Annotated in this window: 23 protein-coding genes; 12 read left to right on the top strand and 11 right to left on the bottom strand. The window is 59.6% G+C overall.

Annotated elements, in window-relative coordinates; genetic code table 11:
• The 11 genes from D1646_RS07610 to D1646_RS07560 all read left to right on the top strand — a co-directional run bounded on the left by D1646_RS07610 (nt 1) and on the right by D1646_RS07560 (nt 11,273).
• A complete protein-coding gene (locus D1646_RS07610) occupies nt 1–588 on the top strand; it encodes a hypothetical protein (protein WP_160635899.1) in 588 nt (195 codons plus the stop codon).
• A 4-nt stretch (nt 589–592) separates the two neighbouring features.
• On the top strand, nt 593–1,642 hold the full coding sequence (locus D1646_RS07605) for a TPM domain-containing protein (protein ID WP_160635898.1): 1,050 nt from the start codon (nt 593–595) through the stop codon (nt 1,640–1,642).
• A 115-nt stretch (nt 1,643–1,757) separates the two neighbouring features.
• Complete coding sequence (locus tag D1646_RS07600) at nt 1,758–2,369, top strand: single-stranded DNA-binding protein (protein WP_160635897.1); 612 nt, start codon at nt 1,758–1,760, stop codon at nt 2,367–2,369.
• Between the two features lie 69 nt (nt 2,370–2,438).
• Complete coding sequence (locus tag D1646_RS07595) at nt 2,439–3,755, top strand: Ig-like domain-containing protein (protein WP_160635896.1); 1,317 nt, start codon at nt 2,439–2,441, stop codon at nt 3,753–3,755.
• Nucleotides 3,756–4,159: 404 nt separating this feature from the next.
• On the top strand, nt 4,160–4,717 hold the full coding sequence (locus D1646_RS07590) for an XRE family transcriptional regulator (protein ID WP_160635895.1): 558 nt from the start codon (nt 4,160–4,162) through the stop codon (nt 4,715–4,717).
• A gap of 51 nt (nt 4,718–4,768) precedes the next feature.
• On the top strand, nt 4,769–5,242 hold the full coding sequence (locus tag D1646_RS07585; protein WP_160635894.1) for a YbaK/EbsC family protein: 474 nt from the start codon (nt 4,769–4,771) through the stop codon (nt 5,240–5,242).
• 304 nt (nt 5,243–5,546) lie between these two features.
• Nucleotides 5,547–6,833, top strand: a complete 1,287-nt coding sequence (locus D1646_RS07580; protein ID WP_201754585.1) for a DUF3798 domain-containing protein — start codon at nt 5,547–5,549, stop codon at nt 6,831–6,833.
• 119 nt (nt 6,834–6,952) lie between these two features.
• Nucleotides 6,953–8,554: a sugar ABC transporter ATP-binding protein gene (locus D1646_RS07575; RefSeq protein ID WP_160635893.1), complete on the top strand. Its 1,602-nt coding sequence runs from the start codon at nt 6,953–6,955 to the stop codon at nt 8,552–8,554.
• A 12-nt stretch (nt 8,555–8,566) separates the two neighbouring features.
• Nucleotides 8,567–9,667, top strand: coding sequence for an ABC transporter permease (locus D1646_RS07570; protein ID WP_160635892.1), 1,101 nt, complete (start codon nt 8,567–8,569; stop codon nt 9,665–9,667).
• Entirely contained in the window at nt 9,664–10,788 is a 1,125-nt protein-coding gene (locus D1646_RS07565) for an ABC transporter permease (protein WP_160635891.1), read from the top strand. Before D1646_RS07570 ends, D1646_RS07565 begins: the two co-directional genes overlap by 4 nt.
• The gene (locus tag D1646_RS07560; RefSeq protein WP_160635890.1) at nt 10,785–11,273 is read left to right on the top strand and encodes a DUF6672 family protein; all 489 of its coding nucleotides are present in this window, start codon (nt 10,785–10,787) and stop codon (nt 11,271–11,273) included. The genes D1646_RS07565 and D1646_RS07560 overlap by 4 nt, the downstream gene beginning before the upstream one ends.
• A gap of 228 nt (nt 11,274–11,501) precedes the next feature.
• Here the strand turns inward: D1646_RS07560 and D1646_RS07555 are convergent, their stop codons facing one another.
• The 11 genes from D1646_RS07555 to D1646_RS07505 all read right to left on the bottom strand — a co-directional run bounded on the left by D1646_RS07555 (nt 11,502) and on the right by D1646_RS07505 (nt 22,673).
• Nucleotides 11,502–12,023: a MarR family transcriptional regulator gene (locus D1646_RS07555; protein ID WP_160635889.1), complete on the bottom strand. Its 522-nt coding sequence runs from the start codon at nt 12,021–12,023 to the stop codon at nt 11,502–11,504.
• Nucleotides 12,024–12,076: 53 nt separating this feature from the next.
• Nucleotides 12,077–12,652, bottom strand: coding sequence for a hypothetical protein (locus D1646_RS07550; protein ID WP_160635888.1), 576 nt, complete (start codon nt 12,650–12,652; stop codon nt 12,077–12,079).
• Between the two features lie 60 nt (nt 12,653–12,712).
• Nucleotides 12,713–13,672, bottom strand: coding sequence for an oligopeptide/dipeptide ABC transporter ATP-binding protein (locus tag D1646_RS07545; RefSeq protein ID WP_160635887.1), 960 nt, complete (start codon nt 13,670–13,672; stop codon nt 12,713–12,715).
• Between the two features lie 3 nt (nt 13,673–13,675).
• Entirely contained in the window at nt 13,676–14,650 is a 975-nt protein-coding gene (locus tag D1646_RS07540) for an ABC transporter ATP-binding protein (protein ID WP_160635886.1), read from the bottom strand.
• 13 nt (nt 14,651–14,663) lie between these two features.
• Nucleotides 14,664–15,617 (bottom strand): ABC transporter permease, encoded by a 954-nt coding sequence (locus tag D1646_RS07535; RefSeq protein WP_160635885.1) that lies wholly within the window; start codon nt 15,615–15,617, stop codon nt 14,664–14,666.
• A complete protein-coding gene (locus D1646_RS07530; RefSeq protein ID WP_160635884.1) occupies nt 15,610–16,575 on the bottom strand; it encodes an ABC transporter permease in 966 nt (321 codons plus the stop codon). Before D1646_RS07530 ends, D1646_RS07535 begins: the two co-directional genes overlap by 8 nt.
• Before the next feature lie 131 nt (nt 16,576–16,706).
• Entirely contained in the window at nt 16,707–18,350 is a 1,644-nt protein-coding gene (locus tag D1646_RS07525) for an ABC transporter substrate-binding protein (protein ID WP_160635883.1), read from the bottom strand.
• A gap of 214 nt (nt 18,351–18,564) precedes the next feature.
• Nucleotides 18,565–19,446: a hypothetical protein gene (locus tag D1646_RS07520; RefSeq protein ID WP_160635882.1), complete on the bottom strand. Its 882-nt coding sequence runs from the start codon at nt 19,444–19,446 to the stop codon at nt 18,565–18,567.
• Between the two features lie 15 nt (nt 19,447–19,461).
• Entirely contained in the window at nt 19,462–20,271 is an 810-nt protein-coding gene (locus D1646_RS07515; RefSeq protein ID WP_160635881.1) for an SDR family oxidoreductase, read from the bottom strand.
• Between the two features lie 33 nt (nt 20,272–20,304).
• A complete protein-coding gene (locus D1646_RS07510) occupies nt 20,305–21,741 on the bottom strand; it encodes a glycoside-pentoside-hexuronide (GPH):cation symporter (RefSeq protein WP_160635880.1) in 1,437 nt (478 codons plus the stop codon).
• Nucleotides 21,742–21,791: 50 nt separating this feature from the next.
• The gene (locus tag D1646_RS07505; RefSeq protein ID WP_160635879.1) at nt 21,792–22,673 is read right to left on the bottom strand and encodes a hypothetical protein; all 882 of its coding nucleotides are present in this window, start codon (nt 22,671–22,673) and stop codon (nt 21,792–21,794) included.
• Between the two features lie 147 nt (nt 22,674–22,820).
• Between D1646_RS07505 and D1646_RS07500 the strand changes: the two genes are divergently transcribed.
• Nucleotides 22,821–23,729: a LysR family transcriptional regulator gene (locus D1646_RS07500; protein ID WP_160635878.1), complete on the top strand. Its 909-nt coding sequence runs from the start codon at nt 22,821–22,823 to the stop codon at nt 23,727–23,729.
• Nucleotides 23,730–23,804 lie beyond the last annotated feature (75 nt).

Raw genomic sequence — 23,804 nt, 5'->3', positions numbered from 1 at the left:
ATGCGAATGCCGAAGGAACCCGACGGACACCCGAAGCTGCCCTTTGACCTGGAGGGTTACACCTGCTTTTCCATGGCGAACTGTCCGGTGGATACCGCCGTCAAGCTGCTGGAGGAGTACCAGAACATCAGCGCGCCGGAGGGGGAGCGGGAGGCCTTCCGCTTTCTCCTCGCCCCTCTGCCGGAGGACCCTTGCTGGACCCTGATCTGCTGGCCCCGGCCCGGGCGGTTCTACGATATGATGAACCTGACCCTGTGGCTCATGGGCTATACCCAGCTGCCCGGTGCGGAGACACCACTCTTTGCTGCTCTGCCCCCTGTCCACCGCCAGGCAGAGGGCCGGTTCCTGGCCCGCCCCGACTACGACGACGAGCCCTGGATGGCCACCGTCCTGGGCCGCTACCAGACTTGGAGCTTCGCCTTTTCCGTGCCTCAGGAAAAAATCCGGTGGGATGAACCGGGAGTTTTCCCTGAAGACTACTATCTGTATGGCCACGGCTACTCCGAGACGGGCTTCCAGCTGGAGTGGCTGGAGCATTTGGAGCGGATCCCGGGATGGGTCCAGTGTACGATTTTGTTGGAAGGGTGACACCATGAAATTTTTCCAAAAATCCTGGGTTGCCTGGCTGACTGCCGCTGTGATGGTGGCTGTGGCCATTGGCATTGGGCTGTCCAAGGGGGGCGGTCTCTCCGGGCCCGCCCTCCCCTCCGGCGGCGGAGCGCTGGACAACAGCCTGTCCACCAAACAGTTTGCCGACTATATCTGGGACGAGGCGGGGGTACTTTCCTCCAAACAGGAGGAGAGCATCTGCCTCTACAACGCCAACTGGAACCAGCGTTATGGAAGCATTATCGCCGTGGCGGTGGTGAAGTCGGTGGACGGGAACATTGACGACTACGCCTACGACCTGGGAGAGGACATTGAGCTGGCGGCGGCGGACGGCATTCTGGTGCTGGACGTCTCCGCCCGGGACGCCTATCTGGCGGTGGGGCCGGACTATCCCCTCAGCGACAGCCAGGTGACCTCCTATCTGGACAACAGCCTGTACGCCTATGTCCAGGCCTCCGACTACGGCGACGGCGTTCTGAATCTGTTCCGGGACCTGAACCAGTACTATGTGGACAACTACGGTTTGGGCTATCTGGACAGCGGCAGCGGATATGGCTCCATCCATTCCAGCGGGGAGCGGATGGTGGGGATCGTGATGCTGGTTGTGATCCTCATCGCCATCGTTCTGGTCATCAACGCCATAGACCGGTCCCGGTACAACGCCTACCGGCAACGGTACTATGGGATCGTCAATCCTCCGGTGATGTTCCGGCCCATCTTTTTCTGGCACGGCCCGGGCACCTCCTGGTACCGCAGGCATTGGCGGCAGCCCCCTCCGCCTCCTCCCAGACCGCCCCAGTCCCCCGGGGGGAGCGGCTTCAGCGGCTTCCAGGGCCCCAAGGGGGGCAGCAGCGGCCCCAGAGGGGGTGGCTTCTCCGGCGGATCCCGGGGCGGGGGCTTCTCCAGCGGTCCCCGGGGCGGAGGCTTCTCCGGCGGCTCCCGAGGCGGGGGCTTCTCCAGCGGCTCCCGGGGCGGAGGCTTCTCCGGCGGCTCCCGAGGCGGCAGCCGGGGGGGCGGCTTTGGCCGGCGCTGATCCAAAAATCTTTCCTTCCCCTGAGAGAATTATTCTCTTGGGGGAATTTCTTTTGCTCCGCCGCATAAGATGGAAGCAACCGATACCTTACGATATCAAATAGGAGTGTTGCTTTATGGAGCCCAACAAAAACAAAATCCTTCTTCGGGGACGGCTGGCCGCGCCCCCCGCCCTCTCCCATGTGAACCACGGGGTTGAGTACCTGATGCTCCCCCTGACAGTGTGCCGGCTGTCCGGGGTAGAGGATACCCTCCACGTCATCGCCCCCCGGGACCGGCTGGAGGCCTTTTCCCTGGACACAGGCGTCCCCCTCACCGTCCGCGGGGAGGTGCGTACCTTTAACAACCGCAGCGGAGTGGGGCGGCGGCTGGTGGTCAGTGTCTTTGCCAAGGAGCTGTCCCAGGAGGAGGGGGAGGATGAGAACCGGCTGGAGCTGTCCGGGACGCTGTGCAAGGCCCCCGCCCTCCGGGCAACCCCCCTGGGCCGCACCATCTGTGATATGATCCTGGCCATCAACCGGCGCTATGGCCGGGCGGACTACCTGCCCTGTATCGCCTGGGGCAGCCTGGCCCACCACTGCGCCGCCCTGGAGGTGGGGGACCAGCTGGCGCTGGAGGGCCGCCTGCAAAGCAGGATTTACACCAAGGAGGTGGACGGGCAGATGGTGGAGCGCACCGCCTTTGAGGTGTCCGTCATGTCCCTGTCCGATTTGGAGGAGGCTACATAGTTTTTTCCGCATAATTTCCCGCAAAGGGCAAAACAATAGGGATACATCCATTTTTAAGGAGGTATCCCTATGAATCGATTCCCTTCCCTCCGACGGAGAGCCGCGCCCCTGATCGCGCTGGCGCTGGTCTGTTCTCTGACCCTCCCCGCCTCGGCCTTCTTCTGGAACAAGGAGAAGGAGGGGCCTTATGTGGAGGATTTTTCCAAAAACGGCCTGATTGGCACCATTATCCCCTTTGAGCAGGAGGACTTTGTGGTCAAAAGCGGCGGCAAAATATCCCTCAACGGCATTACGGTGGACGTCCTGCCCGACCCGGGTACCGGGGAGCTGTGCATTGGCGGCCAGCCGGTGGAGGCGGGCGCCTTTGTAGACGCCACCGCGCTGGCAGGTCTCCGCTTCCAGAGCGCGTCGGAGCCCACCGCAACGACAGCGACCCTGGTCTTCACCCCCTCCTTCTCCTCCGGACAGGAGACCCGGCAGTCCACGGTGACTATCTACCTGCTGGACAAGGAGAACAATCCCCCGGTGGCCCGGAATATGGAACTGACCACCTACAAAAACGTGCCCATCACCGGCTACTTCGACGCGGTGGACGGCGAGGGGGACGCCCTCACCTTCCAGCTCACCTCAACCCCCGCCCGAGGCGCGGTGACCCTGGGGGAGGACGGCCAGTTTGTCTACTCCCCCTATGAGAACAAGACGGGCTCAGACGCCTTCACCTACGTGGCCCTGGACCCCGCCGGAAACACCTCACCAGAGGCCAAGGTCTCCCTGCGCATTGACAAGCCGGATACCAAGGTGACCTACGCCGACCTGGCGGGCCACCCTGTTCAGAAGTCCGCCATCCGCCTGGCGGAGGAGGGGGTCTATGTGGGCCGCTATGTGAATGGCCGCTACTTCTTTGACCCCGACCAGCCGGTCAGCCGGGCCCAGTTCCTCACCATGGCGATGTCGGTGGCGGGCCTGGAGGACCTGGAGGGCATTTCCCTCACCGGCTTTTCTGACGACGAGGCCATCCCCACCTGGGCCAAGGGCTCTGTCTCCGCCGCGCTGAAGGCGGGGGTGATCCAGGGCTCCCGGGATGAAAACGGCGCCCCCGTCTTTGGGGCGGAGAAGACCATTTCCCGAGCGGAGGCAGCCGTGATGCTGGACAACCTTCTGGATATCACCGATGTGCCCGTGGCGGTCTTCTCCAGCAACTCTGACGGCTACTGGGCCGCTCAGGCCGCCGCCAACCTGTCCGCCTCCGGCATTATCCGGGCGGAGACCGCCGGAGCCGTTCAGATGGCCGACACCCTCACCATGGCCGACGCCGCCGAAATGCTGGACGGCGCTATGGATGTGGTGAACGCCCGCAGCGGAAACAGCTGGCTTCCCTTCAACTGACAAAAGCCCCCGAGGTGTGCGCTTCGGGGGTTTTCTTGCGTCAAGCGGCGGCCTGCCCGGCGTAGTTCCACCTTGTGATGCCGCAGGGGCGCACAAGCGGCGAAGCGAGGGCGGGGGACTGTCCCTGGAAGCACCATCTTCTACCTAAAATTTCAAGTAGAAGCAGTGTCTGCAAGTCAATCCCCACCGCCTTCGCTGGAGCCCCTTTTCAAAGGGGCCAGGCCGCCTGCGGGCGGGACGAGGGATGAGCCCTGCGGAGCCGGGCCACACCAGGGTCGTCTCACTCTGAAAAAGATACTTGACGAATTAAGGGTTATATTCATGTAGGGATTGACTTTTTCGTCCCCTTGTTGTATGCTATGACAATGTTATGAGGCGTAAAAACATACAAGGCGGTTGTGACGATGGACTCCATAAATTTGAAAATTGGGGACAAGCTGAAACGCCTGCGCGCAGCCCGTTCTCTGTCTCTGGATGAGACTGCGGTTCTGACCGGGGTCAGCAAGCCCATGTTGGGGCAGATCGAGCGCGGCCAGTCGATTCCCACGGTGACAACGCTCTGGAAAATTGCCACAGGGCTGAAAATGCCGCTGTCCTTTTTCCTGGAGGGGCCGCAGGCGGAGTATACCGTGGCCAGTCCGGACCGGGACCATGTGATTTTAGGTGACGGTGGAAAAATGAGAGCATATCCTCTGTTCACCTATGACCCGGTGCGGAGTGTGGAGGCGTTTTACATCGAGTTTGACCCGAACTGCCGCCATTTCTCGGACAAGCATAACGATGGGGTGGAGGAGCACGTTTTTGTGCTGTGTGGGGCGCTGCGGATTGTCCTGGGCGGCAAAGCGGTTGACGTCGGTGAGAAGCAGGCTGTCCGGTTTCGGGCGGACATACCCCACTCCTATGAGGATCTGTCCGGGGAGGGGTGTGCCGTCTATAACATGATATTTTATCCGGGTTATTGAAGGAGCCCGGGAAATTATGTGCCGCGCTGGCGGCGGATGCAGGAGGATATTATGGCTATTGAACAGGTAAAGGAGTATTTTGCTCAATTTGGTATGGCAGAGCGGGTACAGGAATTTGAGGTGTCCAGCGCCACTGTGGAGCTGGCAGCCCAGGCGCTGAGCTGTGAGCCCTGCCGGATCGCCAAGACGCTCTCCTTCATGGTGGACGGCCGCGCCATTCTCATCGTGGCAGCTGGCGATGCCAAGATTGATAATCCCAAGTATAAGGCCCAGTTCGGCGCAAAAGCGAAAATGTTAGCCCCAGAAGAGACGGAGACGCTGGTCGGCCACAGGGTGGGCGGCGTATGTCCGTTTGCGGTCCATGAGGGGGTTGCGGTCTATCTGGACGAGTCCCTCCGGCGGTTTGAGACGGTTTTCCCCGCCTGCGGAAGCAGCAGCAGCGCAATTGAGCTGACCATTGGGGAGTTGGAAGAATATTCCGGATTTGCCTCCTGGGTGGATGTGTGCAAGGGCTGGCGTGACTGAACCGGGGAGGGCGTTGGGGGCAGAGTAAATCCCTGTTTTGCTCTGAACCCCGGGGTTAACACGAAGGGAAAAACATTTGTCTTTGTCCGGAAATACAGAAAAGTGGAAAAATCTGCGGCAAATTTTATGCAGATAGCGCAGGAAAAATGAGGCGAAAAATCCAAAAATCGGTTGACAAACCCTTGATTTTTGTTAAAATGTTAAACAGGGCCAAAAGGCGTACGCCTTTTCTTTTCTATCGAAGATAGAAAAGAAGGGATTTTCAAATGAATGCTGGGCCCAAAGGTATTTTAGGAGGTATATAATGAAAAAGAGGATTAGTATGTTGCTGGCCTGCGCCATGATGCTCGCTCTGGTGAGCTGCGGCGGCGGCAACAACAACGCCGGCGGCGGCAGCCAGACCACCGGCGGCGGCAGCAGCACCAGCGCCAACGGCGGCAGCTCCGGCGGCAGCGACGCCGCGGAGTACCACATCGCCATTGTCACCGGCTCCGTCTCCCAGTCGGAGGATGACCGCCGGGGCGCCGAGGCCTTCCGTGACAAGTACGGCGAGGATATGGTTAAGCTGGGCATCTACCCCGACAACTTTACCGAGGAGCTGGAGACCACCATCCAGACCATTGTCAACTGGTCTGACGACCCCCTGATGAAAGCTATCATCGTCAACCAGGCCGTCCCCGGCACCACCGAGGCCTTCCGTCAGGTCAAGGAGCGCCGCCCCGACATTCTCTGCATCGCCGGCGAGGGCCACGAGGACCTGCCTGAGGTTGGCTCCGCCGCCGACCTGGTCTGCAACAACGACTTCGTCTCCCGCGGCTACCTGATTATCCGCACCGCTCACGAGCTGGGCGCCGACACCTTTGTCCACATCTCCTTCCCCCGGCATATGGCCTACGAGACCATGAGCCGCCGGGTCGCCGTTATGGAGGAGGCCTGTAAAGAGTTTGGCATGGAGTTCGTGCTGGAGACTGCTCCCGATCCCACCTCTGACGTGGGTATCCCCGGCGCTCAGGCCTATATCCTGGAGAACGTCCCCGCCTGGGTCGAGAAGTACGGCGAGAACGCCGCCTATTTCTGCACCAACGACGCCCACACCGAGCCCCTGCTGAAGCAGCTGTTCACCTATGGCGGCTACTTCATCGAGGCCGACCTGCCCTCTCCTCTGATGGGCTATCCCGGCGCTCTGGGCCTGGACCTGACCGAGGAGGCTGGCGATTTCTCCAAGATCCTGGCCAAGGTGGAGTCCGCTGTCTGTGAGACCGAGACCAACTCCGGCGTCAGCGGCGCTGACCGCTTCGGCACCTGGGCCTACTCCTATGGCTACACCCTGTCCGCCGGCCTGGCTGAGCACGCCAAGAACGTCATCGACGGCGTGAGCGAGATCACCGACATGGACGCTGTCGCCGCCGCCCTGAAGGTCTACTCCCCCGAGGCCGAGTGGAACGGCGCGGGCTACACCAACGCCACCACCGGCGTCAAGTCCGACAACGTGTTCCTCATCTATCAGGACACCTATATCATGGGTAATCCCGGCCGCTTTATGGGCAGCACCAGCGTGGAGATCCCCGAGAAGTACTACACCGTCAGCTGAGCAAAATCTCAACGAAAGGGGAGGAGGACCTGTCCTCCTCCCCTTTTTCAGTACCCCGGCAAAACAGCGCACACCGGCAGTTGTGAAATGTGTTACGAACGGATAGGTAGGGCAGATGTATGACAAATAACAGCGCTCCCTTGCTGCAAATGCAAAATATCAAAAAGGACTTTTTCGGCAACCAGGTGCTCACCGACATCAATTTCACCCTGGGCGCGGGAGAGGTCCTGGGCCTGTGCGGAGAAAACGGCGCGGGCAAGAGTACTCTGATGAAGATCCTCTTCGGCATGGACGTGATCCGGGAGACCGGCGGCTATGGCGGAGACGTTTTGATTCACGGCGAAAAGGCGGTTTTCAACACCCCCTTTGACGCCCTGGCGGCAGGTATTGGCATGGTACACCAGGAATTTTCCCTGATTCCAGGCTTTACCGCCACAGAAAATATCCTCCTGGATCGGGAGCCCCAAAAGAAGAATATTATTTCAGAGGTGTTCGGCAGCCGGCTGAATACCCTGGATTACAAGGAGATGGACCGCCGCTCCGCCGCGGCCATTGAGAAGATGGGCGTGGACATCGACGCCAGCATGACCATCAGCGATATGCCGGTGGGCCACAAGCAGTTCACCGAGATCGCCCGGGAGCTGAGCAAGGACCAGCTGAAGCTGCTGATCCTGGACGAGCCCACCGCCGTGCTCACCGAGAAGGAGGCCGAGGCCCTGCTGAGCTCCATCCGGGGCATGGCCGCCCGGGGCATCTCGGTCATCTTCATAACCCACCGCCTCCACGAGATTCTGGCGGTGTGTGACAAGGTGGTGGTCATGCGGGACGGGCGGGTTGTCCGGGACGTGCCCGCCAGCCAGACCAGCGTGGCGGATATAACCCGCTGGATGGTGGGACGGGACATGGAGCAGAGTGCCGCCTCCCCTGCGGCCCAACCCCAAAGGGAGACCGCCAACGCCCGGACCATTATGTCCATTAAAAACCTGTGGGTTGATATGCCCGGCGAGACAGTGCGCAACGTGACCCTGGATGTGCAGGAGGGGGAGATCCTGGGGATCGGCGGCCTGGCCGGACAGGGCAAGCTGGGCATCCCGAACGGAGTCATGGGCCTGTACGAGGCGGGGGGCAGTGTGGAGTTTGACGGCAAGCCCATCGAGCTGAACAGCCCCAAGCGGTGCCTGGACGCCTCCCTGGCCTTTGTGTCGGAGGACCGGCGGGGGGTCGGCCTGTTGCTGGATGAGACCCTGGAGTGGAACGTGGCCTTTCCCGCCATGCAGATTCAGGACAAGTTCCTGAAAAATCTGCTGGGCGGCGTGGTCAAGTGGCGGGACGAGCGGGCCATCCACAGGGTGACCCAGAAGTATATCGACCAGCTGCAAATCAAGTGTACCAGCTCCAAGCAGAAGGCCAAGGAGCTGTCGGGCGGCAACCAGCAGAAGGTGTGCCTGGCCAAGGCCTTCGCCCTGGAGCCCAAGTTCCTCTTCGTGTCGGAGCCCACCCGGGGCATCGACGTTGGCGCCAAAGCCCTGGTGCTGGAGGCGCTGAAGCAGTTTAACCGGGACAGCGGCGTCACGGTGGTGATGATCTCCTCCGAGCTGGAGGAGCTGCGGCAGACCTGCGACCGCATCGCCATTGTCTCCGGGGGGCGCATTGCCGGCATCCTGCCTGCGTCGGCCTCCTCGGAGGAGTTCGGTCTGCTGATGATTAGCCGGGTTATATAAGGAGGGAAAAATATGGGTTCTCCAGGATACGCAATTGGCTTGCGCTATTGGCTGGACAGGCTGGGCTTCCCCAGGCTGATTATCTCCGGCTTTCTTTTGGTCCTGTTCGTGATGACCCCCTTTGTGGGCGTCAACCTGTTTATGCAGATTACCAACATCATTAACCGCTTCAGTTGGAACGCGGTGCTGGTGCTGGCCATGGTCCCCATGATCCACTCGGGCTGCGGCCTGAACTTCGGCCTGCCCCTGGCGGTGATTTGCGGCCTGCTGGGGGGCACGCTGTCCATTCAGCTGGGCTTCACCGGCCCCATGAGCTTTGTGATGGCAGTGGTGCTGGCAACCCCCTTTGCGGTGCTCTTCGGCCTGGGCTACGGTGCGCTGCTCAACCGTATCAAGGGGGGCGAGATGATGATTGCCACCTATGTGGGCTTTTCGGTCATGTCCTTCTTCTGTATGATGTGGCTGCTGCTGCCCTACACCAGCCCTACCATGGTCTACGGCCTGTCGGGCAACGGCCTGCGGCCCACCATCTCCCTGGACGGCTTCTATAATCAGGCGCTGGCCAGCTTTTTGGAGATTGATTTTGCCAAAATTGCGGCCAAGCTGGGCACCAGCCTGGGCCCTTTGGAGTATATCAAGATACCCACCGGGTCGCTGCTGGTCTTTGCGCTGCTGGCCTTCGCCATGTGGGCATTCCTCCACACCAAAACGGGCACCGCTATGACGGCGGTGGGCTCCAATCCGGTGTTCGCCAAGGCCGCCGGCATCAATGTGGACCGCATCCGCACCCTGTCTGTGGTCATGTCCAGCTGGCTGGGGGCCATCGGCATCCTGATTTATCAGCAGGGCTTCGGCTTTATCCAGCTGTATAACGCCCCCAACAACCTGACCATGCCCACAGTGGCTGCCATTCTCATCGGCGGCGCTCTGGTGAACAAGGCCACCATTGGCAACGTGATTATTGGTACCATCCTCTTCCAGGGCATGGTCACCATGACCCCCACTGTGATGAATGCCATGGTCCACATGGATATGAGCGAGGTCATTCGCATTATTGTCTCCAACGGCATGGTGTTGTACGCCCTGACCAGAAAGACGGAGGGAACGAAATGAGCAAGAATAATAATGCCTCCGCCGGCAAGCAGCTGCTGGGCTTTGTCCGCAATAACACGGTGCCCATCATGTTCATCATCATCTGTGCCGTCTTTATCCCCATGTCGGGCCGGTCCCCCAGCTATCTGCTCAACGAGATCATAACCCGCATGGGCCGGAACCTGTTTCTGGTGCTCTGCCTGCTCTTCCCCATTATGGCGGGCATGGGCCTGAACTTTGCCATGACGCTGGGCGCAATGGGGGCGGAGATTGCCGTCATCCTGGTGGCCGACTGGCAGATCTGGGGCATCCCCGGCGTGGTGCTGGCCATGATTTTGTCCATCCCCTTCTCCATGCTGCTGGGCCTGCTGTGCGGCGCCATCCTGAATATGGCCAAGGGGCGGGAGATGATTACCAGCTACATTATGAACTACTTCATCAATGGCTGGTATCAGCTGATTGTGCTCTACGTCATGGGTTCCATTATTCCCATTGTCCACGCCAGCATTATGCTGCCCCGGGGCTACGGCATCCGGAACACCGTCAGTCTGCTGAATATGCGCCAGTGCCTGGACGACCTGCTGGCCGTTCGGGTGGGCGGGGTCAAAATTCCCGTCCTCACCTTCCTGCTGGTGGGGCTGCTGTGCCTGTTTATTGTCTGGTTCCGACGCACGAAGCTGGGCCAGGATATGCGGGCGGTGGGCCAGGACATGGAGGTGGCCCGGGCCGCCGGGATCAAGGTGGAGCGCACCCGCATTATCTCCATTGTTATGTCCACCGTCTTTGCCGGCTTCGGCATGGTGATCTACCTGCAAAACATGGGCAACCTGCCCACCTACACCGGTCACGCCCAAATCGGTATGTTCTGCATCGCCGCCCTGCTGGTTGGGGGTGCATCGGTGGAGCGGGCCTCCATCGGCAACGCCTTCCTGGGTGTGATTCTGTTCCATCTGATGTTCATTGTGGCCCCCGGCGCCGGCGCGTTTATCACCGGCGACTCCATGGTGGGCGAGTACTTCCGTGTGTTCCTGTCCTACGGCGTGATAACCCTGGCTTTGATTATGTACGAGGCCAAGAAGCGCATGGTGAAGAGTAAGGCAGGCCAGGAGCTGGCCCAGGCCCAAAAGGAGGAAGCGGAATGAAATCGCGTCAGATTGTATTTTCCCTCCTGCTGGTGGCCGTTCTGGTTGCCATTGCCGGCTGTATGCTGGTCATCGGACGGGGCCACACCGTCTACTTTGACAACAAGACCCTGGAGGGCTACCAGGGTCAGGACTACAAGGCTTTCGAGCGTGTGGTGGTCAAGGTCAAGGGCGAGGAGGTTGCCAAGCTGGGCAAGCGGGAACGGGGTATGTCCATCTGGATTGGACAGAACTTCCAAATGACCCTGGAGATCACCGAGAACAAGGGGGACGAGCCGGTGGTGAAGGAGGTCAGCATTAAGCTGCCCTACAGTGTGGACGGCATTGTGGTGAACCTGCCCGCCTACCTGGCCGGCCTGCCCGAGGAGGCCTGGTACACCGAGTTTGTCCCAGCGGTGACCAAGGAACCCGTGGAGGAGGACCCCACGATTGGCGACGACTTCGGCCTGGGAGATGAGTTGGGCCTGGAGGGGGACGGCCTCTAAGCTGCACAGCGCAAAAACCGCCCGAAGAAAGGGAAGGACAGCGCAGCAGCGGTTTAAGAGTAAAGATGGAAGGGATTAGGATGTTCCTAATCCCTTCCATTTTTCTGAGTACGCTTTTATAAACCGCCTGTATTCCAACGCAGTTGCGCGCAAACGAGAACTGTCGGCTGTTATAAGAATAGTGATTCCTATGCCGCAAAGTCGCTGAGGGCTGCTGCACAGGGGCTGTCAGCTTGGATGATTTTCCAGCCGTTTGGGCTCCAGCTTCTGGTCCCAGTAGTCAGCCAGCTTGTCCAGCAGAGACTCCAGCGTATCCCGCTCCTCCTGGGTCAAGCCCTGGAAGAACTCGGTCCGGCGCTGTTCGATCTCCTCATCGTCCCGCTGGGCCAGCCACTCCAGCCCAGCCGGTGTAATGGACAGGGTGATCTTTCGCTTGTCCATCTGGTCCCGGTCGCGGCCAATCAGGCCCCGTCCCTCCAGCTTTGCCGCAATTTCGCTCATCGAGCCGGACTGAATCCCCAGCATGTCCTGAAGCTCCTTCTGGTTGATGGGGCTCTGCTCCCGGAGGAGGCAAAGAATTTTTCGTTGGCCGTGGTGCCGCCCCGCAAAGTGAGCCAGTTCCCGGGCGCAGTACTCCAGTTTTCCAGCCAGGTCCTCCCGGCTGCCCCCGGAGCCGTGCCCGTGATGGCCGTGGGGCCCTTTGTGTCCGTTTTTGTGGTGTTTTCCGGCAAAACTGTTCCGATCTCTCATGATACAGCCTCCTATCAACGTAATTCCAGAGTACCACGGAGGCCGCCAGTTTGTCAAGAGGACAGGCCGATGTCCCAATCTTTGTTCTTCTCCTTCCGGATAGGCAGAGAGCGGAAATAGAAGAACATCAGCAGGGACAGAATGCCCGACAGGGCATAGCACATGGGGACCACCGTATCCGTCAGGACGAAGCCGTCCCAGCGGAGCAGCTGACGGACCGCGAATGCTGCTGTGATGAGCAGCAGGACGCCGTGGGCCAGGGGGGCAAGCATCAGCTTGGTCTGAATGTCGTGGAAATCCATGGTGGTCATTTTTTCCCTGGCGGCGCAGAACTGCGCGGCTCCAAAAACCTCGAAGACCAGTGCGGCGATGGAGAGCATTCCGGTGAGACTCACATACCGGTCGTGGTTCAGGGGGGAGTTCAAAAAGGCTCCTGAGAAGAAGAGCAGAATGCTGAATATACAGGCCGCACCCATCAGCCGCTTGGCTGTCTGGACCCGCTCCCGAGGCAGGTTCCAGATGTACCACGGGCCGATATATATGTAGCGCATCTTAAAGCCCCGCCGGTTGCCGCTGGGCTCCGGAACGGCCCTGTAATTTTCCTCGAAGGTGCTTCGCAGTGTCCTCATAGCCACGTTTCCAATCTCATTGTATTGTGGATTTCCCCGCCCTAAGGGCAGGGAAATCTTTTATGCGTCCTTGTTGATCTCGTCAACCCTGTTGCAGGCCACGAAGTGGCCCGGGGAGACTTCATGCAGGCGGGCGCCCTGCTGGCAACTCTCGTTGGCGTAGATACACCGGGAGGCAAAGCGGCAGGCGGGGCCGGGGTTGATGGGGGATTTGATTTCACCTTTGAGCAGGATACGTTTTTTCTGGTGATGAATGTCCGTTGTGGGGATGGCGGAGAGGAGCGCCTTGGTGTAGGGGTGGAGGGGCCGGGCAAACAGCTCCTCCTTCTCCGCCTTTTCCACCATCTGGCCCAGATACATGACGCAGATCTGGTTGGAGATGTGCTTGACCACCGACATGTCGTGGGTTATAAACAAGTAGGTCAGCCCCCGGGTCTCCTGAAGGTCCATGAGCAGGTTCAGGATTTGGGCCTGAATGGACACATCCAGGGCGGATACCGGCTCATCGCAGACAATAAACTTGGGGTCCAGGGCCAGGGCCCGGGCGATCCCAACCCGCTGGCGGCGGCCGCCGTCCAGCTCGTGGGGATAGCTCATCCGCAGGCGCTTCTCAATGCCCACAGTGTCCATCAGGTCGATGACCTTCTCCTTCAGCTCCCCCTTACTCAGCCTGCCGGTCAGGCGGATGGGCTCCTCGATGATATCCTGCACGGTCTGCCGGGGGTCCAGGGAGGAGAAGGGGTCCTGGAAAATCATCTGCACGTCCCGGCGGAAGTCCACCAGCTGCTTCTTGTTCAGCTTGGTTACGTCCTGACCCCTGTACAGGATCTGTCCACCAGTGCTCTCATTCAGATGAATCAGCGTACGGCCCAGAGTTGACTTGCCGCAGCCCGATTCACCCACCAGGCCCACAGTCTCGCCCTCCTCAATGGAAAAGGAGATGTCATCCACCGCATGGACCATGCCGGCTGCGCTTTTAAAATACTTTTTCAGGTTCTTTACCTCGATTAGCGGGGCCATTGCTCATTCCTCCGTTCTCCAGCATCTGGAAAAGTGTCCCGGGCTGAGCTCGATCATCTCCCGGTCATAGGCCAGGCACTTGTCGCACCTGTGGGGGCATCGCTGGTAGAAGTCGCACTCGTCGCGCACCTGGGAGGGGTCGGGGGGCAGGCCCTCGATGGGAGACAGCCGCCGGACATTCTTGTCCAGGTCGGGCAGGGCGGCGAACAGACCCTTGGTGTAGGGGTGGGCGGGGTTGTCGAAGATGTCCTCCTTGGTGCCGCTCTCGATGATGCGGCCGGCGTAGATGACGCACACATAGTCGCACACGTCGGCCACAATGCCCAAGTCGTGGGTGATCAGGATCATAGCCGTACCCAATTCGTTGCGCAGGCCCTTAATCAGGTCCAGTACCTGGGCCTGGATGGTGACATCCAGGGCGGTGGTGGGCTCGTCCGCAATGAGCAGCTGGGGGGAGCAGGCCAGGGCCAGGGCGATGACGACCCGCTGCTTCATGCCGCCGGAGAACTGGTGAGGGTACTCGTCGGCCCGGTCGGCGCCGATGCCCACCATCTCCAGCATTTTGATGGCCTGCTGGTTGGCCTCCGCCTTGGAGCAGTTGTGGTGGATTTTATAGCCCTCTGCGATCTGGGAGATGACCGTCTTTACCGGGTTCAGGGCGGTCATGGGGTCCTGGAAGATCATGGAGATTTTCTTGCCCCGCAGGTCCCGCAGCTCGGCGTCGCCCATATCCAGGACATTTTTTCCCTCAAACAGGATCTCGCCGCCTACCCGCTCCACCGAGTGGTCGGGGAGAATGCGCAGAGCCGCCTTGGCGATGGTGGTCTTGCCCGCTCCGGTCTCCCCCACCAGGCCCAGGGTCTCGCCGACCCCCAGGGAGAAGGAGACGCCGTTGACCGCGTGGATGATGGACTGGCCGGAGTGGTACTCCACCACCAGGTCGCGGACGGAAAACAGCGCAGTTTTGTTTTCACTCATATGACTTCCTCCTTCAATCCTTGAACTTGGGGTCCAGCGCGTCCCGGAAAGCGTCGCCAATCAGGTTGAAGCTGAGCACAGTGATGACGATGAAGATGCCGGGGGCAATCACCATGTGGGGGTAGTCCCGGATAAAATCCCGGGAGGCGGACAGCATGGCGCCCCACTCCGGCTTGGGCTCCTGGACCCCCATACCCAGGAAGCTGAGGGAGGAGGAAGTCAGGCCGTTGCGGCTGACGGTCATGGCGATCTCCACGATAATGGGGGAGATAGCGTTGGGGATGATGTGCTGGGCGATGATCCGCCAGGTGGGGCAGTTGATAGTCCGGGCGGCCTCAATGTACTCCATGTTGACGACCCGCAGGATGTTGGCCCGCATGAGCCGGGCAAAGCCGGGAATGCCGGTGATGCCCAGGGCCCAGATACACTTGTCAACCCCCTTGCCGAAGATGGCGCAGAAGGCCATAGCCAGGATCAGGGTGGGGAAGGCCTGGAAGATGTCCAGGAAACGCATGAGGCAGGAGTCGATGAAGCCGCCGAAGTAGCCGGCAATGGCCCCCATCAGAATACCCAGCACGGCGGAGATGACGGTGGCGGTGATGCCAATAATCAGGGTGTACCGGGCGCCGTAGAGCACACGGGAGAGCAGGTCACGACCGATGTGGTCGGTGCCCAGCAGATGGGTCAGGTTGGGCCCCTGATAGGCGTGGGGCATGTTCATCTTGGAGTAGGGCCAGGGACAGATGTAGGGGGAGAGGATGCACAGAATCACAATGGCTGCCAGCAGGACCATGCCGATGACAGCGCTTTTGTTGTGGGAGACGCTGTTCCAAACATATTTCAGGGAGCCCGGCTTTAAGCTCTCCGGCTTTCTTCCGTGGCGGTGTCTGTTCTCACCCTTGTGATAGCCGCCGTGTCCGTGCTCGGGATTCTTTTTTTCGGTTTTTTCCTTCAACAGTTCAGCCATTTGCGGGCACCTTCTTTCTGCTGGAAGCGGTGTATTGGGCCTTGATGCGGGGGTCGGCGTAGGCGTACAGCAGGTCGGTCAGCAGCATAATGACGGAGAAGGTGAAAGCGATGAAGATAATGCTGCCGGTGGCGGCGGTATAGTCCAGGCCGTTGATGGCGTTGACCAGGTACTGGCCGATGCCGGGGATGGAGAAGATCACCTCCACGATGGTGGCGCCCCCCAGCATACTGCCAAAGCGCATACCCACCACCGTCAGGATGGGGATCAGGGCGTTGGGCAGGGCGTGGCCGTACACCACATCATGCTCCGGCAGACCCTTGGAACGGGCGGTGGTGACATAGTCGGAGCGGATGACCTCCAGCATACTGGCCCGAACCTGCCGGGTGAAGCCGGCCAGTCCGCCCAGGGAGTTGGCCAGGGTGGGCAGGATGAAGAATTTCAGCGAGTCGTTGCCCGAGGACGGAAGCCATTTCAGCTTCACCGAAAACAGCAGTACCAGCAGCAGGGCTGTCCAGAAGCTGGGCATACAGTCGAACAGCAGCGTGACAAACAGCGACACCTTATCCCCCAGGCTGTTGGCGTGGACCGCCGTATAGATGCCCAGAGGCAGGCCCACCACAACGGTCAGCAGGATGCTGAAGATGGCGATATACAGGGTATTGGGGAAGCGGTTCAGCAGGGCGGTTTTGATGCTGGTGCCGTCCAGCAGGCTGGTGCCGAAGTCAAAGTGCAGGAAGACGCCGCCGATATACTCCCCCAGCCGCACCACAAAGGGCCGGTTCAGCCCCATGGCCTCCCGCATCAAATCCTTCTCCTCCTCCGTGTGGAAGCCGGTGTTAAACACAATGTCCACAGGGTCGCCGGGGACAAATTCCATCAGGGTGTACATGATGACGCCCACCGCAATGAGCAGGGGAATCATAATCAGCAGCCGCTTGATGATATAGCGTGTCATGCCATTCTCCTCTCCTTTCAGTGTAGAGCTGCGGGATTATTTTGCAAAAGCAGTACTGTATCCGGGGTTCATACAGTACTGCTTCCGCATTTGCTATGTACCGGAATCAGGTCCGGCCGGAAACATTGGGGTTACACGGCGGGCACGTAATCGCCGGTAAAGGTCATGGCGTTGAGCACGGGGTTCTCCTTCTGCATACACACGTTGGTCAGGCCCTTGGTGGTGACAATGGAGCGGATCTCGGTGTACAGGCCATACATGTAGCAGTTCTCAACCACGTAGTTGTGGAAGGCGTTCATGTTCTCCTCGCTGCGGTCAGACATGGCGGCCTTCAGCAGGCGCTGGAGCTCGGGGTCCAGGGTAAAGCCCTGGGTACCCTGGCCGGGGTAGTTGTCCTCGTTAAACAGGTTGCTCCAGAAGTGGGTCGTAAAGTCGGTCACCACGTCGGAGTACTCGGCGATATCCCACACGGTGGGGTCGTTCTGAACGCCCATGCGGGCGGCCCGGTCCAGAGCCATAATCTCCAGCTCGATGCCGGCCTCCTGAAGCATGGCCTGGAGGGCCACGTAGGGGCCCTGGGGGGCCTGGGCGGAGGTCAGGATCTTCAGCTTCAGCTCACCGGGCTTGTAGCCGGCGGCGGCCAGGCACTCGGCGGCCTTGTCCAGGTCCTGCTCGAAGTAGGACTGATTGTCCCAATCCTGCACGTAGTCAGGGCCCTTGTTGGGGGCCACGTCGTGGCTGACCACACAGGCGTCGCTGCCGCCGCCCATCATCACAGTGAGGGAGTCGGTGGCGTAGGAGACGGCCCGGCGGACGTTGACGTCGTGCATGGGGGAGTTCTCGCTGGTGTTGTAAATCAGGTACTGGGACATGGCGTTCATATAGCGGGTGATATTGTAGTCGCTGCCGCTCTCAAAACGGCTGACGTCAGAGGCGGCGATCTCGGCCATATCCACCTCGCCATTCTCCAGGGCCACGGAGCGCATGGAGGCCTCGGTGATGCACTTCAGGTTGATCTTCTTCACATTTTGCAGCTCAACCGTGGTCAAATCGCTGGTCTTCCAGTAGTTGTCCTTGGCGGCCATGGTCAGGGACGCGCCGATTTCCATGTTCTCCACGGTGTAAGGGCCGGTGGTGGCGGGGTTCTTCTCAATTTCGTCCTGAGAAGCGCTGGTGTACCAGGACTCGCTGGCGATGGAGCAGCCGCAGAGGACTTCCTCAATGGCGCCCTCGGTGTCGCTCTTGAGGTTGATGGTCAGGGTGTAGTCGCCGGTGGCCTCGGCGCTGCTGTAGTAGGTGCTGATCTCGGTGACATAGCCCAGCTCGGCCAGCTTGTCATAGCTGAATACCACGTCGGAGGCTTTGATGGCGTTGCCCGCGCTGTCCACGATGTTGTCGTAGATCTCTACCTCATAGGTAGTGCTGTCCACTGCATTTACGCTCTTGGCAGCAACCAGCTCCAGCTCGCCGGCCTCAAAGGCGGCGCCGATAAAGGGACGGTAGGCCAGGTGGGTCCACAGGATGGTCTCGGTCCAGTCCCGGACGGCGCTGTCGCTGCCCCAGGGGCCAATGGTGAAGGAGTCGTCGTCCACCGCAACGGTGACGGATTCTGCCGCCGTGTCCATGGCAGTCGCCACACTTCCGGTGTCCAGTCCAGGCATGGACTTGGAGCCATCGCCGCCGGTGTTGCCGGCACTGGTTCCACCATTGCCGCCGCAGGCGGCCAGGCTGAGAGACATGGCCGCAGCCAGCAGCAAGGCAAGTGCTTTTTTCATATAAGTTCCTCCTTTTATGAACCCTTTTGTCGAAGATAGCGGGTTCAACTCTGATTCTATTTTATAAAAACGGCTTCCTTGAATCAATTCTGTTCCTGGAGTGTTATTTTCCAAAACGGAAAAAGTGACCATTTTATACAAAATTTTAAAATGATTTTTATGTGTTTAATACAAAAGCGGTGCTGCGACCTGCCGTCACAGCACCGCTCATTATTCAGTCCTCATCCATGGGGAGGTCCTTGTAGGCCTCGTACAAATCGGGCAGCACCTGGAGCAGGTGGGCCCGCTCAATGGTATTGTGGGTTATGACATTTTTCAGGTAGGTCTCGTCCACCGGCGTGTCCGGGTCCCGGACAATTTTGCCGTCCCTGGGGTACCAGCCCATCCACTCGCAGTTGAGACTCTCCCGGCCGCCCAGGGGGCAGGGGCGGCTGAACCGCAGCACCAGGTGGTGGCCAGGCAGCTGATTGCCGTCCTGGTCGAAGAACTCCTCGTAGACCGCCTCGGCCCGGCAGTCGGCCTCCTCCAGCTCCCGCTGCTTCTCCGCGGTGAGGCCGTAGTCCCGCAAATTGATCTGGTGGGAGATGGCGGGAATGCCGCAGCTGGGATCGCCGCCCGCACCCAGGTCCAGGGTCTCCAGGGACCAGACGCCGTCCTTGTCGTTCTCGCCGTTGATAAACCTGTGGTCCCAGTGGTCGATGGGATTCCAGATTTTGTAGCGCAGATTGCCCAGCTTCTTGCCCTTCATGCTCCTGGAGTACTGGTTGTACCACTTGCCGTACCACCGCCGCCAGGCGGATTTCCAGGTGGGGGGCGTGACAGAGTACTCGATGTAGAACCCGGAGCCGTCGGGCATCATGGTGTAGCCGTAGACAACCCTGGGGTAGCCGTGGGGCTGGAGCCAGTCCAGCCAGTGCTCCACCGGGATGGCGTCCTCAACCCGCATGGGGCCGGCGTCTAAAATCTGCTGCTGGAGGGGATTGGGGGGATATAGGGGGTAGTCGGTGTAGAAGCAGGAGGAGGGCAGAGCCTTCTCCTCAGGGGAGAGCTCGGGGACCTTGATATGGGGCATACAGTTTTCGGTAATCAGTTCCATGGTGTGTTCCTCCTTTTAACCCACGACAAAGCCGCCGTTGACGTCGATGCGGGCGCCGTTGACAAATCCGGCCTCCTCGCTGGCCAAAAACTCCACCGCTGCCACCACGTCCTGGGGCTGGCCCAGGCGGCCGATGGGAGTGCGGGCCAACAGTGCGGCCCGGGCCTCGTCGGTGAGGGTCGTCTCCGGAGGCACGTCATTCTCGATGTGGCCCAGAAGAACGATGTTGCAGGTGATGCCCTTGGGCCCCAGCTCCTTGGCCATCTCGTAGGTCATGGTCTCCAGACCGCCCCGGGCTGCCGCAAAGGCAGGGTCGCACCGCCAGCCGCCGTGGCGTCCGTCGCAGCTGGTCATGTTGATGACCCGGGGGGCTTTGCTCTTCTCCAGGTAGGGCAGGGCCAGCTTCACGTTGACAAAGGCGGACTCCACCACCTCCATGGAATGGGCCCAGATGGTCTTGTCGGTCTGCTCCATGGTGCAGGGGACGTGGCCCCCCTTGGCGTTGACCACCACGTCGATGCTGCCGAATTTCTCGAAAATCCAGTGGTGGACGTCGGCCATTTTGGAGTCGGGCTTGTAGATCTCCGGGGCCGCCTCCATGTTCCACTCCAGCTTGGCCTGAGGATTCTGGGCGTAGCCGATGACACGGCCCTCAAACTCCGGGCGGCGCTCCAGCAGCTCCTGAATGGCCTTCTGGGCCTTGGCGTGGAAGCCGCTCATCAGGGCCACGTTCATGCCGTTCTCCAGGGCCATCTCCACAACCCTCATCCCGTTGTGGCCTGCGCCGCCGGTGATAATCATGGTCCTTCCTTTTAATGTCAGCATAGGATTCACTCCTTTAATTGAGATTTTGGGGCTTTATTCGCCGCCGTGGCGCTCCTTCAAAATGGCCACGTTGGAGTCGACCCGCTTCTTGTTCAGCGGATAGAGTACGCCGACGATCAGGGCCATCAGCACGAAGCCGATCAGAGGGACAACACAGGAGATGTTGTAGATCCCGTCAGTCAGGCTGGGAGCATACTTGTCGGGGGCGCTGTCATAGCCGATGATAGACAGCATCATACCGGTGACGCCGGAGGACAGGGCGCTGCCGAACTTCCGGCCGAAGCTGTAGACACTATAGATGGTGCCGTCCATCCGGTTGCCGGTGCGGACCTCCTCGTCGTCCACAATGTCAGTGACCAGAGCGAAGGTGACGGGGTTAAACAGGGCCAGGCCCACAGTGACGCCGCCATAAATGACAAGCCAGCTGTAGACATTGCTGGTGTGCATCACAAAGGCAATGGCGAACACGGCGGCGGAGATCAGGCAGCCGGTAACAGTGATCTCTTTCTTGCCCACCTTGGCCACAATTTTGACGATACAGGCCGCAATGACCAGTGTGATAATGGTCTCTACCGGGCTGGTAATGGCCTGCATCTTGCCCTGGCGGAAGTAGTTGTCAAACATATATCCGCTCATGCGGTGGAAGGCGCTGTTGGAGCACTCCTGTACGATAATCAGCAGGACGATTGCAATCAGGCCCCGGTTGTGGAACAGGTTGTTGATAAACGCACCGATATTCAATTTCTCGTTCTTTGAGGGGATTTTGACCCGCTCAGTGGTCATAAAGTAGCAGACCATCCACAGAACAAAGGAGAGTATGGAGAACACCAAACCGCAGAGCATCATTCTGGTGCCGTTCAGGCTCTGGATTACCTCGCCCGCGTCGTTCAGGATTAGGGAGCCATCGGGGTTGGTGGCGTCCACATAGACCACCAGGGGAACAATAAAGTTGATAACGGTGACTGCCAGGGTTCCGCCCACGTGCCGCCAGTTAGACAGCTTAGTCCGGTCCAGAGCGTCGTTGGACATGGCGGAGGCCATGGAACCGTAGGGGATGATAATCATGGTGTAGAACACGCTGGAGTAGAGTAGATAGGTGACGAACAGCCACACGATTTTCAATGTCATGGGCGCTTCTTTGATCCAGCTTGCGTACATCAGGAAGCTGATGAGGGAGACGGGACCGGCGATCCGGCGGATCCAGGGGCGGAACTTGCCCTGCTCAGTGGTAGGGGCACGGTCGCAGATCTGGCCCATGCCCAGGTCGGTAACGGCGTCCAGGATTTGCGCCACCGTCATAGCCAGACCGACAATAACAGCGGATACACCCAAAACGTCGGTGTAAAACTTCATCATGAAGCCGGTACACAGGGTGTATGTAAAGTCGCCGGCGAAGTTGCCGGCCAGATAACCGAACTGGTCCCGCAGACCGAATGGCCGCAGAGTCCGTGTCGCTTGTGGTGCTGCCATTTTCATCGTCTCTTTCTATTTAAATTATTTGTCAGGGGCTGAAGCGGAGATCAGTCGGCGTCCATGGGCTGATCCTTGTACTCGGCGTACAGCTCGGGCAGGAAGGTGTACAGGTGCTCCCACTCCACCAGAGTGTGGATGACCACCTTTTTCAGGTAGTCCAGGTCACACTTGGTGGCGGGGTCCCGGACCAGCTTGCCGTTCTCGGGCCGCCAGCCGATCCACTCCCGGCTGCGGGTCTCCACGCCGCCCTGGGGGCAGGGGCGGGAGTAGCTCAGGCACAGGTGGGTTCCCGGCTCGTCGAAGGTCTCGTAGGAGCCGTGGCTGGTGAGCTGGCAGCCCGCCGCCTTTAGCTCAGCCATCCACTGGTCGGTCATGCCGAAGTCGGACAGGGGGAACTCGTGCCGGATGGTGTCGTACATCCGGTCGCCAGCCCCCAAATCCAGGCTCTCTGTGGTGTGGATGCCGTCTGAGCCGTTCTTCCAGTTCACGTAGTAGTGGTCGAAGTGGTCGGCGTAGTTCCAGATCTTGTAGCGCAGGTTGCCGTGGCCGGGGACCATGCTCTTGGATTTCAGGTTCCGCCAGTTGCGGTACCAGCGCTCCATCTCGGCGGTAATGTGGGGCGGGCGGACCCGGTAGGTGGCCACATAGCCGGAGCCGTCGGGGAACATGCAGTAGCCCAGCTCGTACTTGTCATAGCCGTAGGGCTTGAGCAGAGACATGAAGTTTTCAGGCTGGATGGCGTCCTCCACGGGAATGGGATTCATAGTGTTGATGATCTGCATCTCCACCGGCGTGGGGTAGTGGAGGGGGTACTTGTAAAAGTACTTGACCAGAGGCATTTTTTCCTCCTCGGGAAAAAGCTTCTGCCGGACATTGATGACGCTGCTGTCTTCCGTAGGGAAGGTCTCTTTATCTACCTGAATAAACATAAAACTCCTCCTTCAATATTTATGTGCAATTCCTTCAAAAATTGAGCTTGAAACAATTATAATTGTTAGATGACTTGACAATCAATTCGATTTTATCTATAATTTTTTCCAGGCGGGAAATAATTCGCCGGATGGGAGTGCGTGGAGATGGAACTGAAATTATTGCAGGAATTTGTCTCCTTGGTGGAGACGCAGAGCTTTCAGGAGACCTCAGAGCGGATGAATATTTCTCAGTCCGCCCTCACCAAGCACATCCACAAGCTGGAGGATGAACTGGGGGTCTCCCTGTTCGACCGCTCTACCCGCTCCGTGGAGCTGAACGAGTACAGCCGGGCCTATTACCCCTATGCGAAGAAAATGGCCGAGCTCTATGAGCAGTCCAACGCCGCCATCAGCACCATGCTCTCCCACGGGGAGAATATTGTGCGCATCGCCCTGACGCCGGCCCTGGTCCACTACGGCGGGGTGGAGGTCCTCTCCGACTTTTCCCGGCAGCACCCCCAGTATCAGATGGAAATCACAGAACAGCCCCACGTGGTGGAGCTGCTGGTGAGCCAGAAGTGCGATTTCGTCTTTGCCATGGAGAACGACGCCATGGACGACCGCATGACCCGGCTGCTGTATAAGGTGGACAGGCTGGTTGCGGTGTTCCCTGTGTCCCACCCCCTGGCCGCGCTCCACAAGGTGACAATCGACCAGATCCGGGGGGAGCGGTTCATTCTGCACCGCAATTCCAGCGGAGAGATGCACCTGGAGAGCCGGAAATTCGTGCAGCTGTGCAAATCGGCGGGCTTCAAGCCGCTGGTGGCGGCCAATATCTCCTCCATTTCCACCATCGTGAAGATGGTCAGCCAGGAGCAGGGGATCGCCATTCTCCACCGGGACCACATCCCCGAGGACGCAGAGGGCATCTTCTGGGCAGAGCTGACCCCACCGGTGCAGTCCCATATCTATGCGCTGTATTTGAGCAGCAAGCAGATGCCGGCCGCCTGTAAAACCTTCCGAAAATATCTGAAGCAAACCATCAGCAAGGAGAAAACATTGGAACAGAGCTGATAAAGGGCTGGAACGCAGGACGCGTTCCGGCTCTTTTTTTGGGGGAAATTTTAAAAGGCACCTTGACATTTTCTT

This window comes from Pseudoflavonifractor sp. 60, assembly GCF_009911645.1.
GTDB lineage: Bacteria > Bacillota > Clostridia > Oscillospirales > Oscillospiraceae > Lawsonibacter.
Note: the sequence above shows the minus strand (reverse complement) of the source record. Positions and strands in the feature narration are given on the sequence as shown.

Bases quoted from the DNA above. Each gene is read 5' to 3' on its own strand.
- D1646_RS07545 (WP_160635887.1), bottom strand. From the start codon at position 13,672: ATGGCCCCGCTAATCGAGGTAAAGAACCTGAAAAAGTATTTTAAAAGC.
- D1646_RS07605 (WP_160635898.1), top strand. From the start codon at position 593: ATGAAATTTTTCCAAAAATCCTGGGTTGCCTGGCTGACTGCCGCTGTG.
- D1646_RS07555 (WP_160635889.1), bottom strand. From the start codon at position 12,023: ATGAGAGATCGGAACAGTTTTGCCGGAAAACACCACAAAAACGGACAC.
- D1646_RS07570 (WP_160635892.1), top strand. From the start codon at position 8,567: ATGGGTTCTCCAGGATACGCAATTGGCTTGCGCTATTGGCTGGACAGG.
- D1646_RS07550 (WP_160635888.1), bottom strand. From the start codon at position 12,652: ATGAGGACACTGCGAAGCACCTTCGAGGAAAATTACAGGGCCGTTCCG.
- D1646_RS07525 (WP_160635883.1), bottom strand. From the start codon at position 18,350: ATGAAAAAAGCACTTGCCTTGCTGCTGGCTGCGGCCATGTCTCTCAGC.
- D1646_RS07600 (WP_160635897.1), top strand. From the start codon at position 1,758: ATGGAGCCCAACAAAAACAAAATCCTTCTTCGGGGACGGCTGGCCGCG.
- D1646_RS07500 (WP_160635878.1), top strand. From the start codon at position 22,821: ATGGAACTGAAATTATTGCAGGAATTTGTCTCCTTGGTGGAGACGCAG.
- D1646_RS07560 (WP_160635890.1), top strand. From the start codon at position 10,785: ATGAAATCGCGTCAGATTGTATTTTCCCTCCTGCTGGTGGCCGTTCTG.
- D1646_RS07515 (WP_160635881.1), bottom strand. From the start codon at position 20,271: ATGCTGACATTAAAAGGAAGGACCATGATTATCACCGGCGGCGCAGGC.
- D1646_RS07585 (WP_160635894.1), top strand. From the start codon at position 4,769: ATGGCTATTGAACAGGTAAAGGAGTATTTTGCTCAATTTGGTATGGCA.
- D1646_RS07610 (WP_160635899.1), top strand. From the start codon at position 1: ATGCGAATGCCGAAGGAACCCGACGGACACCCGAAGCTGCCCTTTGAC.
- D1646_RS07565 (WP_160635891.1), top strand. From the start codon at position 9,664: ATGAGCAAGAATAATAATGCCTCCGCCGGCAAGCAGCTGCTGGGCTTT.
- D1646_RS07535 (WP_160635885.1), bottom strand. From the start codon at position 15,617: ATGGCTGAACTGTTGAAGGAAAAAACCGAAAAAAAGAATCCCGAGCAC.
- D1646_RS07590 (WP_160635895.1), top strand. From the start codon at position 4,160: ATGGACTCCATAAATTTGAAAATTGGGGACAAGCTGAAACGCCTGCGC.
- D1646_RS07575 (WP_160635893.1), top strand. From the start codon at position 6,953: ATGACAAATAACAGCGCTCCCTTGCTGCAAATGCAAAATATCAAAAAG.
- D1646_RS07505 (WP_160635879.1), bottom strand. From the start codon at position 22,673: ATGTTTATTCAGGTAGATAAAGAGACCTTCCCTACGGAAGACAGCAGC.
- D1646_RS07540 (WP_160635886.1), bottom strand. From the start codon at position 14,650: ATGAGTGAAAACAAAACTGCGCTGTTTTCCGTCCGCGACCTGGTGGTG.
- D1646_RS07530 (WP_160635884.1), bottom strand. From the start codon at position 16,575: ATGACACGCTATATCATCAAGCGGCTGCTGATTATGATTCCCCTGCTC.
- D1646_RS07510 (WP_160635880.1), bottom strand. From the start codon at position 21,741: ATGGCAGCACCACAAGCGACACGGACTCTGCGGCCATTCGGTCTGCGG.
- D1646_RS07580 (WP_201754585.1), top strand. From the start codon at position 5,547: ATGAAAAAGAGGATTAGTATGTTGCTGGCCTGCGCCATGATGCTCGCT.
- D1646_RS07520 (WP_160635882.1), bottom strand. From the start codon at position 19,446: ATGGAACTGATTACCGAAAACTGTATGCCCCATATCAAGGTCCCCGAG.
- D1646_RS07595 (WP_160635896.1), top strand. From the start codon at position 2,439: ATGAATCGATTCCCTTCCCTCCGACGGAGAGCCGCGCCCCTGATCGCG.